This is a genomic window from Neorhizobium alkalisoli (assembly GCF_002968635.1).
Classification (GTDB): Bacteria; Pseudomonadota; Alphaproteobacteria; order Rhizobiales; family Rhizobiaceae; genus Neorhizobium; species Neorhizobium alkalisoli.
On the sequence record NZ_PVBN01000014.1, the window covers coordinates 76,134 to 87,527 of the forward strand.

The 11,394-nt window shown below is 60.5% G+C and carries 9 protein-coding genes; 1 reads left to right on the forward strand and 8 read right to left on the reverse strand.

The annotated features are described in order from the left end of the window. Positions 1–13: 13 nt before the first annotated feature. The 8 genes from C5L13_RS24680 to C5L13_RS24715 form a co-directional block, all read right to left on the reverse strand. Positions 14–1,018 carry an ABC transporter ATP-binding protein gene (locus tag C5L13_RS24680; protein WP_105385920.1) on the reverse strand — a complete coding sequence of 335 codons (1,005 nt, stop codon included), beginning with the start codon at positions 1,016–1,018 and terminating at the stop codon, positions 14–16. An 11-nt stretch (positions 1,019–1,029) separates the two neighbouring features. Beyond that, positions 1,030–1,854, reverse strand: coding sequence for a carbohydrate ABC transporter permease (locus tag C5L13_RS24685; protein WP_105385921.1), 825 nt, complete (start codon positions 1,852–1,854; stop codon positions 1,030–1,032). A gap of 9 nt (positions 1,855–1,863) precedes the next feature. Continuing rightward, positions 1,864–2,736 carry a carbohydrate ABC transporter permease gene (locus C5L13_RS24690; RefSeq protein WP_105385922.1) on the reverse strand — a complete coding sequence of 291 codons (873 nt, stop codon included), beginning with the start codon at positions 2,734–2,736 and terminating at the stop codon, positions 1,864–1,866. A 148-nt stretch (positions 2,737–2,884) separates the two neighbouring features. Then, on the reverse strand, positions 2,885–4,210 hold the full coding sequence (locus tag C5L13_RS24695; protein WP_105385923.1) for an ABC transporter substrate-binding protein: 1,326 nt from the start codon (positions 4,208–4,210) through the stop codon (positions 2,885–2,887). Between the two features lie 145 nt (positions 4,211–4,355). Next, positions 4,356–5,309, reverse strand: coding sequence for a sugar-binding transcriptional regulator (locus C5L13_RS24700; protein WP_105385924.1), 954 nt, complete (start codon positions 5,307–5,309; stop codon positions 4,356–4,358). A gap of 74 nt (positions 5,310–5,383) precedes the next feature. Next, complete coding sequence (locus tag C5L13_RS24705) at positions 5,384–6,112, reverse strand: glyoxalase superfamily protein (RefSeq protein ID WP_105385925.1); 729 nt, start codon at positions 6,110–6,112, stop codon at positions 5,384–5,386. 184 nt (positions 6,113–6,296) lie between these two features. Next, entirely contained in the window at positions 6,297–8,144 is a 1,848-nt protein-coding gene (locus C5L13_RS24710) for an ABC transporter ATP-binding protein (RefSeq protein WP_105385926.1), read from the reverse strand. 26 nt (positions 8,145–8,170) lie between these two features. Continuing rightward, positions 8,171–9,334, reverse strand: coding sequence for a M20 aminoacylase family protein (locus C5L13_RS24715; RefSeq protein WP_105386004.1), 1,164 nt, complete (start codon positions 9,332–9,334; stop codon positions 8,171–8,173). Between the two features lie 326 nt (positions 9,335–9,660). Here C5L13_RS24715 and C5L13_RS24720 point away from each other — a divergent pair, with 326 nt between their 5' ends. Beyond that, entirely contained in the window at positions 9,661–11,370 is a 1,710-nt protein-coding gene (locus tag C5L13_RS24720) for a peptide ABC transporter substrate-binding protein (RefSeq protein ID WP_105385927.1), read from the forward strand. Positions 11,371–11,394 lie beyond the last annotated feature (24 nt).

Consider the following 11,394-nt stretch of genomic DNA (forward strand, 5'->3'; position numbering starts at 1 on the left):
TCCGGTTTGGCTGTCAGGCTCTCAGGGCGATGCCCTTGTCGTCGAAACGATGCAGCTTCGCCTCGTCCGGCGTCAGAAAAACCTTGTCGCCATGATGCGCGCCGAACTCGCCGTCGCAGCGCGCGGTGATCTGCCCGATGCCGTCGACATCGAGATGCAGGAAGGTATCGGCGCCGAGATGCTCGGCGACCTTCACGGTGCCGGTCCAAAGCCCGCTGTCCTTCGAAAGGTTCAAGTGTTCCGGACGGATGCCGGCGGTCTTGGCATTCTTCGACTGCGCATAGGCGCCGTCGACGAAGTTCATATGCGGCGAACCGATGAAGCCTGCGACGAAGAGGTTGCGCGGGCTCTTGTAAAGGTCGAGCGGCGAGCCGACCTGCTCGATATTGCCGCGGTTCAGGACGACGATCTTGTCGGCCATGGTCATGGCTTCCACCTGGTCGTGGGTGACGTAGACCATCGTCGTCTTGAGCTGATGATGCAGATCGCTGATCTCGAGCCGCATCGTGCCGCGCAGGGCCGCGTCGAGGTTCGACAAAGGCTCGTCGAACAGGAAGGCGGAGGGCTCGCGAACGATCGCTCGGCCGATCGCCACGCGCTGCCGCTGACCGCCGGAAAGCTGCGATGGACGGCGCTCGAGATAGTCGGTGAGGTTGAGCACCCGGGCGGCGTCCGTCACCTTCTTGTCGATCACCGCCTTGTCGAGCTTTGCCATCTTCAGCGGAAAGGCGATGTTGTTCCGCACACTCATATGCGGATAGAGCGCGTAGGACTGGAAGACCATGGCAAGGCCGCGCTCAGCCGGGGCCGACTGGGTAACATCCTTGCCGTCGATCAGGATCTGGCCGCCCGAAACGTCTTCGAGACCGGCGATCAGCCGTAAGAGCGTGGACTTGCCGCAGCCCGAGGGGCCGACGAAGACGACGAATTCGCCGTCGTTGATTTCGAGATCGATCGAAGGGATGACCTTCGCCTCGCCGAAGACCTTCGACACATTTTTGAGCGTGATGCTGCCCATGTCTTTCTTCCTTACTTAACCGCGCCAAAGGTCAGGCCGCGAACGAGTTGTTTCTGTGAGAACCAGCCGAGGATGAGGATCGGCGCGATCGCCATGGTCGAAGCGGCCGAAAGCTTCGCCCAGAACAGCCCTTGCGGACTGGAGAACGAGGCGATGAAGGCCGTCAGCGGCGCCGCATTGGTGGTGGTCAGCCGGATCGTCCAGAAGGCTTCGTTCCAGGCGAGAATGATGTTCAGGAGCAGTGTAGAGGCAATGCCGGGAACCGCCATCGGCGTCAGCACGTAGACGATCTCCTGCCAGAGGCCGGCGCCGTCCATGCGCGCTGCTTCCAGGATTTCGCCGGGGATTTCGCGGAAATAGGTGTAGAGCATCCAGACGACGATCGGCAGGTTGATCAGCGTCAGCATGACGGTCAGTCCGATGCGGGTGTCGAGCAGTCCGAAATCGCGGAACATCAGGTAGATCGGCACCAGCACCGCCACCGCCGGCATCATCTTGGTGGAAAGCATCCACATCAGGATGTCCTTCGTCCGCTTGGTCGGCGAGAACGCCATGGCCCAGGCCGATGGGATGGCGATGATCAGCGCCAGGATGGTGGAACCGACCGCCAGCACGACCGAATTCATGAACGGCTTGAAATAGTCGCGCTGCGTCTGCACCGTGACGTAGTTCTCGAACGTTCCGGAGGGAATGAGGCTGAAACCCGCGATCGCTTCCGGCTCCGTCTTTACGCTGGTGATCAGCGTATAGAGGATCGGGAAGAAGATGATGAGGGCGACGATCCAGGCCGCGACCGTGGCGGTGATCTTGTGTCTTGTCGTGACATTGCGAGCCATATTCGTCTCCTATCGGTCCAGGTTCTTGCCGACCGCGCGCATCAGGAAGAAGGCGACGATATTGGCGAGCACGACCGCGATGATGCCGCCTGCCGAGGCGCCGCCGACGTCGTAGCCGAGTAGCGCCGTGCGGTAGATCAGGAAGGCAAGGTTGGTGGAGGCATAACCGGGGCCGCCATTGGTGGTGACGAGGATTTCCGCATAGACGCCGAGCAGGAAGATCGTCTGGATCAGGATGACGACCGTGATCGCCCGGGCCAGATGCGGCAGCACCAGATAGATGAAGCGGTTGAAGAAATTGGCGCCGTCCATTTCCGCCGCTTCCTTCTGTTCGCCGTCGAGCGACTGCAGGGCGGTGAGCAGGATGAGGGTCGCGAACGGCAGCCACTGCCAGGCGACGATGATGACGATCGAGAAAAGCGGATATTGCGCGAACCAGTCGACGGGGCGGAGGCCGAAGAACTTGGCGATATCAGCCAGCACGCCGTAGCCCGGATGCATGATCATGTTCTTCCAGATCAGTGCCGCGACCGGCGGCATGACGAAGAAGGGCGAGATCACCAGAATGCGCACGACGCCCTGGCCGAAGATCGGCTGGTCGAGCAGCAGCGCGATCGCAATGCCGCCCACGACGGTGATCAACAGCACCCCGCCGACGATGACGAGCGTATTCCAGATCGACTGGAAGAAGGCCGGATCGGTGTAGAAATACTGGTAGTTGAAGAAACCGGCAAAGCTCACATTGCCGGGATTGAGCAGGTTGTAGTTCTGGAACGAGAACCACAACGTCATCGCCAGAGGAACGATCATCCAGACGAGAAGAAGCAAGACGGAGGGCGCCATCATCAGGCGCGCCAACGTTTTCGTGTTTTGCGTGGCCATATCGACGCCCTCCCTGAGTTGCCCCGCGCCTTTTTTCTTTGGGAAGGAGACCGGCGCAGGAACATCGCTGCTTTTTGTTATGTCAGTGATGGATTGGAGACTTGGCCGCCCGGTGTAGAAGAAGACCGGGCGGCCGGTGCTCGGGAGGTTACTTGATGTAGCCGGCGCGGGTCATTTCCCGCTTGGTGGCCGACTGGGCCTGCGCGAGCGCATCATCGACCGAGGACTGCCCGGCGATCACCGCCGAGAAGAGCTGGCCGACATTCGTGCCGATCGCCTGGAATTCAGGGATCGCGACGAACTGGCCGCCCGTATAGGGCACCGGCTTGACGGTCGGCTTGGTGATGTCGGCCGCGTCCATGGCCGCGAGCGTCGGAGCCGAGAAGGCTGCGGCCTTCTTGTATTCCGCGTTGTTGTAGAGCGAGGTGCGCGTGCCCGGAGGAACGTTCGCCCAGCCTTCCTTGGAGGCGACGAGCTGGGTATATTCCTTGCTGGTTGCCCAGGAGATGAACTTCTGCGCCGCATCGCCCTTCTTGGAGGAAGTCGGTACGGCAAGGTTCCAGGACCACAGCCAGTTGCCGTGATTGTTCACGCCTTCCTTGGAGGGGAAGATCGCATAACCGACCTTGTCGGCAACTGTCGATTCTTTCGGGTTGGAGACCATGGATGCTGCCACAGTGGCATCCATCCACATGCCGCACTTGCCCTGCTGGAAGAGCGTCAGGTTTTCGTTGAAGCCGTTCGAGGAAGCGCCGGATGGACCTGCATCCTTCATCAGGTCGACGTAGAACTGCAGCGCGCCCTTCCATTCCGGCTGATCGAACTGCGGGTTCCACTTCTCGTCAAACCAGCGACCGCCGAAGGAGTTGGCGAGCGCCGTGACGAAGGCCATGTTCTCGCCCCAGCCGGCCTTGCCGCGCAGGCAGATGCCGTTGATGTCGTTGGCGCGATCGGTGATCTTGCGGGCGGCATCGCCAATGAATTCCCAGGTCGGGCTTTCCGGCATCTTGAGCCCGGCCTTGTCGAACAGGTCCTTGCGATACATGATCATCGCGGACTCGCCGTAGAACGGCGCGGCATAGAGCTTGCCTTCGACCGTCAGGCCGCCTTTGATCGCCGGAAGAATGTCGTTGGCGTCGTATTTGTCGCCGAGCTTGTTGAGCTCCAGCAGCCAGCCCTGTTTCGCCCAGATCGGAACTTCGTAGTTGCCGATCGTCAGAATGTCGTACTGACCGCCCTTGGTGGCGATGTCGGTGGTGACGCGCTCGCGCAGCACGTTTTCTTCCAGCGTAACCCAGTTGATCTGGATATCCGGATTGGCCTTGGTGAACTCCGAGGTCAGGCCCTGCATGCGGACCATGTCGCTGTTATTGACCGTTGCGATGGTGAGGGTTTCGGCCGAGGCCGCGGTGGAAAAAATGCCGGCAAACGCCAGCGCCGAGCAGGCGCCCAGCAAAACCGTCTTCAATGTCATATCTTCCTCCCAGAAGATGAGTAACGAGCATTCGCTTTGCTCATGGGCAATTACTCACCAGAGGATGCGAAAAGTCAATCGCCTTTCGTCGCTGCACTGCAGCGGAGACAGGACATGCTATTGATTCAACAATGGATAATTTTGCTCAGCCGGAGAGCAATTGCTCCGCAGTGGCTTCATCCGTGATGATGCCGTTGATGATTTTGCCCTTCAGGGCGCCGGATATCGCGGCCAGCTTCTTCTTGCCCAGGGCGATTCCGATGACGGAAGACTTCTCGCGGGACGGGATCGGCACGCTGGCAACGCGATCGTTGATGGAATTGCCGAGCAGCTGTCCCTGGCGGTCGTAGACCCAGCCGCAGATCTCTCCGGCAGCGCCATTCTTGACCAAGGTCAGCATCTCTTCCCTGCCGAGAAACCCGTCGACGCAGAGAGGTCCGTCGACGCCGAGTTCGCCGATGCCGACGAATGTCACGTCCGCCTGGGCGCCGAGCTGAAGTGTCGAGCGGACCAGCGCCTGGTCATGTAGCGTTTCGCGCTCTTCGGCCGACGAACAGAGGACCGGCAGCGGCATGGGGAAATGCCTGGCCTTGATGGCATCCGCCATGGAGAAGATGACGTTGTAGAAAGCCGCCGAGCCGTCCGGGCCGATATTGCCGGTGAGCGAAACGATCCGGTGCTGCAGACATTCCATCGGCGGCAACTGGTCGACGGCGGCTTTCAGCGTACGGCCCGTGCCGATCGCGATGATGATCGGGTCCGGACGTTTTAGCCAACGCTCGATCTCGGCAGCGGCCGCCTCGGCGATGCCGACGGTGCTGGACGAACCGGCGGGATCGCTCGGCACGACCTCGGCGTGGCGCAGGCCGTATTTCTTCCGCAGTGCTTCAGCGAGTTCCAGGCAGGCCGCGATCGGATGATCGAGACGCACCTTGATGAGACGCTCGGCAACGGCGAGCGACACCAGCCGCTGCGCCGATTGCCTGGAAATGCTCATGGCCGCAGCGATCTCGTCCTGGGTGCGCCCCGCGACATAATAGAGCCACCCGGCCCGCGCCGCATCATCGAGCCGTCCTTGCGTATCAGACCGTTTTGCCATGGCAGAAAATCTCCTCCACGTGTTGCTGCCACGTTTTGCGAGTTTCTGTCAAATGGCCGAAAACAAAACCATGATCAGGTGGACAAGCCCATGAAATCGAGATTGGACGGCTCTTTTAGGAAAATTCGCCGCTCCGGCGTTTTCGGAGTCATGTTCGTTGTTTCTGTACCGTCTGGAGCGATTTTCAGCCGGAAGTTCCGCGCCCAGACTTTACCATATCCTTTCATGAAGAAGCCGTAGTGTATGCTTTGAGCTTCATCAGGAACGTCCAGAACAATCATTCGCTCGATCCATCCGGAAGTACCGTAGATAGCGCCATCGATTTCCCGCTGGAGCATATTGTCAAAACGAAGAACCGATCCTGGCTGCCCATCCACGCGCAGCCAGATTGTGCCGACATTGGCGTTCTCGGCACGCAGGTTTGCGGTGAGTCTGAGTTTTCGGCCTCGATATTCCTCAGCGTCTATACTTTGCCCGAGACCTGCAAAACGCTCGTTGCCCAGTTCCACATCGCGACCAACGGTACACTCGACCATAGCCGTGCCGGGTGAGGATGGGTCCAGCCCGCTCCTATACCTCTGGGTATCGACAAAACCGATGTGAAGCCACCCCGGCGGCAGAGGCAGAGGCTCCACTTTCGCTTTGGCCGATTCAATCTGTGCCGACAGCACGTTCCAGTCGGCAAACCCGAATTGCTTTGCCACCAGTTCCAGGCACTCGCCGTGGGAAATTTCGATATTTCGTTCCGCCAGCGATTGGCGCAACGCCTTCGCCATGGCTTTCGATTCGAGAAAGCTCTTCATCGGTCAATCCTCACCCGGGCGACTCGCAAAGAGGTCAGTGCTCGCATTGCTGATGAATCGCCGGGGCGGATCAGACCTTGAATTCGATTATGCGTTCACCATTCCACGAGGGAGCGAGCGGCAGGCCGCACAAGCCTGATTCGAAGATTATCAGGCCAGCGCGACCGGTCAAGCGACGGCTACATCACCCCACCTGCACCAGATGCCCCTCGCTCACCTCGCGATATTCCCGTCTTGGCGGCACGTAGCCGACGGGGCGGATCGGGCTCTTGATCTCGTCCGTCGACATGTTCCGCTTGACCCGGCGGCGCGACGGATCGGGTATCGGCACGGCCGACATCAGCTTGCGAGTATAGGGATGCTGGGGATTTTCGAACACCGCCGCCCGCGGACCGATCTCGACGATTTCGCCGAGATACATGACCGCGACGCGGTGGCTGACCCGCTCCACCACCGCCATGTCGTGGGAAATGAACAGGAAAGCGAGGTTCAGGCTCTGCTGCAGGTCTAGAAGCAGGTTGCAGACCTGCGCCTTGATCGACACGTCGAGTGCGGAGACCGCCTCGTCCGCCACGATCACCTTCGGGTCCAGCATGAGTGCGCGGGCGATCGCGATGCGCTGGCGTTGCCCGCCGGAAAATTCGTGCGGAAAACGTTTCATCATGTCGGCTGAAAGGCCGACCTTGTCCATCAGGCTCGCCGCCTTGTCGCGCGCCTGGTTCTTGGTTCCGAGATTGTGCTCGATGAAAGGCTCCATCACCGCCGAGCCGATGCTCATGCGCGGGTTGAGCGAAGCGAAGGGATCCTGGAAGACCATCTGGATCGAGCGCCGCATCTTGCGCAGTGTCGGCTGGTCGAGCTTCATCACCTCGTAGCCGTCGAGCATCACTTCACCGCTGGTGGGCGTAATGAGGCGCGTGACAGAACGGCCGGTCGTCGACTTGCCGCAGCCCGATTCGCCGACCAGCGACAGCGTTTCGCCCTCGAAAAGGTTGAAGGAAACCTTCTCGACCGCGTGTACGGCACCGCTCTTGCGGCCGAACAGCCCGGAATGGATATCAAAGCGGGTGGTCAGGTCCTTAACGTCGAGAATCGGCGTCTTTCCCTTGGCGACGGTGTCCGAGACATCCGCAAGCGGCTGCTGTTCGCCGGTTTTCACGTCGATGATCGGGAAACGCAAGGGAAGCGCCCGCTCACCCATTGAGCCGAGACGCGGCACGGCGGACAGCAGTGCCCTGGTATAGGGGTGATTGCCGCGGTGGAAGATGTCGTCGGTTGCCCCCGTCTCGACCGCGTCGCCGCGATACATGACGATGGTGCGGTCGGCGACTTCAGCGACGACCCCCATGTCGTGGGTGATGAAGAGAACGGACATGCCCTCCTCTTCCTGCAGCACCTTGATGAGGTCGAGGATCTGCCCCTGGATCGTCACGTCGAGTGCCGTCGTCGGCTCGTCGGCGATCAGAAGCTTCGGCCTGGAGGCGAGCGCCATGGCGATCATCACGCGCTGGCGCATGCCGCCCGAGAACTGGTGCGGATATTCGTCGAAACGGCTTTTGGCGTTCGGAATCCGCACCTTTTCGAGCAGGCGCACGACCTCCGCCTTGGCTTCCGCCTTGGAAATCTCCTTGTGGACGGTGAGAGCTTCGGCGATCTGCTTGCCGATCGGGAAGATCGGGTTGAGCGAGGTCATCGGCTCCTGGAATATCATCGAGATGTCATTGCCGCGCACCTGGCGCATCTGTTCTTCCTGCAGGGTCAGAAGCTCCCGCCCGTTGAGGAAGACCTGGCCCTCGATCCGGCTCGAATTCTTCGGCAGGAGCCGCATGATCGAAAGCGACGTGACGCTTTTTCCCGAGCCGGATTCGCCGACGATCGCCACCGTTTCGCGCGGCGCCACGTCGAACGAGATGTTGCGGACCACCGTCCGCCACTCGTCGTTCACCCGAAACGATGTCGAAAGATTGCGCACCGAAAGGACCGGGGTCACCGAACCGCCGCCCTGTTCCATCGCAGTTCCCGAAAGCAGCATGGAAAATCCTCCTTAGGGTTCGGAAATCAGGCGGCGAGCGCGGTTTCGGCGAGCGTCACCCAATAGCTGACGCCGTAGGGGATGGCCTCGTCGTTGAAGTCGTATGCGGCGTTGTGGAGACTTGCGGTTTCGCCGTTGCCGATGAAGATGAAGGCGCCGGGACGGCTTTCCAGCATGTAGGAAAAGTCTTCCGCCCCCATATGCGGGGGAACATTGGTATGCACGGCCCTGGAGCCTGCCACCTTGCTGGCAATCTCCACCGCGAAATCTGTTTCCTCGTCATGGTTGAAGGTGACCGGGTAGCCGCGGCGGTAGACGATTTCCGCCGAGGCGCCATGGGCGATGGCGGTAGACTGGGCCACTTCCGTCAGACGTTTTTCGGCAAAATCGCGGGTTTCCGGCAAAAGCGTGCGCACCGTGCCGCCCAGTTTGACATAAGCCGGGATGACGTTGTTCGCCTCGCCGCCGTGGATCGACGCGACCGTCACCACGAGAGATTTCAACGGATCGGTTTCGCGCGAGACGATCGACTGCAGCGCAACGACGATATGCGAGGCCGCGAGAACCGGATCGATGGAAAGATGCGGCTGCGCGGCATGGCTGCCGCGCCCGTGAACGGTGATCTCGAAGGTGTCGGCAGCGGCCATCGTCGAACCCTTGCGGATCGCGAAACTGCCGACCGGCAGGCGTGGTTCGTTGTGCATGCCGAAGACTTGCGCGATGCCGAACCTTTCCATCAGGCCATCGTTGATCATCGCCAGCGCACCGGCTCCGCCCTCCTCCGCCGGCTGGAAGATTACCGCCACGGAGCCCTTGAAATTGCGGGTTTCGGCGAGATATTGGGCAGCACCGAGCAGCATCGCCGTATGGCCGTCATGACCGCAGGAATGTGCCTTGCCGGGTGTCTTCGAGGCCCAGGGTTTGCCGCTCGTTTCCAGGATCGGCAGCGCGTCCATGTCGGCGCGAAAGCCGACGACAGGCCCTTCGCCCTGGTTGCCCTTGATGACCGCGACGACGCCAGTCTGGCCGATGCCCGTCTCGACGATGTCGCAGCCGAAGGATCTCAGCTTCTCGGCGACGAATTTGGAGGTCTCGTGAACGTCGTAGAGCAGCTCCGGATTCTGGTGCAAATGGCGCCTCCACTCGGCGACCTGATCCTGCATTTCCGCGACGCGATTGATGACTGGCATGATCGAGACCTCGTTGTCTTTCTCTGTTTCCCACTCTGGCCGGGGCGGATATTGCGACGCATAAAGCAGGTTTTGCAAGCTTCAATTTTCCCGCTTGAACGCAAAATAGGCCTATGCTTAGATGGCTCAAAATTTGATCATGCTCGCTTTTGGCGACACGGTTTAACTTGTTCTGAACCCGGTTTTCGAGGAGGACGCAGAGAGAAATCATTCTGCGAAGTCAACAAGTTATAAAACGCGCTTCGCAGACCCTTCGGCCCTGAAATCCGGCATGACCGGAAGGCCCTAAACACAACTCATAAGAGAACGACAAGGGGAATAGCAGCATGAAAAACCTCAAACTTCTTCTGGCTGGCACCGTCGCCGCGCTTGCCGCCACCGGTACCGCCGCCTATGCCGAACGAGGCACCGACGGCGACCTGAAGATCCTCTTCTGGCAGGCCGTCTCGACGCTCAATCCGTACCTGTCCGGCGGCACCAAGGAAGTCTATTCGTCCTCCATGGTGATCGAGCCGCTCGCCCGTTACGACGAGAAGGGCGAACTGGTGCCGATGCTGGTCACCGAAATTCCGACGATCGAGAACGGTGGCGTCGCCAAGGACCTGCTCAGCATGACCTGGAAGCTGAAGCCCGGCGTCAAGTGGTCGGACGGCACGCCTTTCACGGCCGATGATGTCATCTTTACCTGGAAATATTGCGTCGCGCCGGATGGCGGCTGCGCGCAAAAGGCCCAGTATGAAGGTGTCACGAGCGTCGAAGCTCCGGACCCGATGACCGTCAAGATCACTTTTTCCGAACCGAAGCCCTATCCTTACAGCGCCTTCGTCGGCGCCCAGTCTCCGGTCATCCAGAAGAAGCAGTTCGAAAACTGCGTCGGCGCCAAGGCTCCGGGCTGCACCTCCGCCAACTTCGGCCCGATCGGCACAGGCCCGTTCACCGTCAAGGAATTCAAGCCGAACGACGTCATCACCTTCGAAGCCAACAAGAACTACCGCGATCCGGCGAAGCCCGCCTTCGCAACCGCGACCCTCAAGGGCGGCGGCGATGCCGCTTCGGCTGCCCGCGCCGTTCTGGAGACCGGCGAGTTCGACTATGCCTGGAACATGCAGGTCGAGCCGGAAGTGCTGGCCACCATGCTGAAAGCCGGCAAGGGTCAGCTCGTGACCTCCTTCGGTACCCAGGTCGAACGTATCAACCTCAATTGGTATAACCCCGATCCGAAGCTCGGCGACAAGCGCTCCACCAAGGAAGCCGGCCCGCATCCGGCGCTTTCCGATCCGGCAGTCCGCCGCGCGCTTTCGCTTGCGATCGACCGCAGCATCATCGACGAAGCCGGTTACGGCGAAGCCGGCAAGCCGACCTGCAACATCGTTCCCGCTCCGGAAGCCTATGCATCGACCAAGAACGATAGCTGGTGCCTGAAGCAGGACGTCGATGCGGCCAACAAGCTGCTCGACGATGCCGGTTGGAAAAAGGGTGGCGACGGCATTCGCGCCAAGAACGGCGCGCGCCTTTCCTTCCTCTACCAGACCTCGACCAACTCCGTCCGTCAGGCCACCCAGGAGCTGGTGAAGGACATGTGGTCGCAGATCGGCGTCGATGCTGAACTCCGCAACGTCAGCGCCTCGGTCTTCTTCGGCGGCGACCCGGCAAGCCCGGACACCTTCCAGAAGTTCTATGCCGACGTCGAAATGTACACCAACAACTTCGATGGTACCGACCCGGAAAAATACCTGGCGGAATGGCTGTGCGACAAGGTTCCGAACCCGGAAAACGGCTGGCAGGGCCAGAATATCCCGCGCTACTGCAACCCGGCCTTCGACAAGCTGGTCGGCGAACTTTCCAAGACCGCCGATATTTCCAAGCGTGAAGAGCTTGCCAAGCAGCTCAACGACATGCTGACCGAAGAGGGTGCGCATATCCCGCTCATCCACCGCGGTAGCGTCTCCTCGCATTCCGTGAAGCTCGATGGCGTTCGCATGAACGCCTGGGACTCCGAACTTTGGAACGTCGCCGACTGGTCGCGCAAGAAGTAACGACGATCGCCGGGCCTCGCTTTT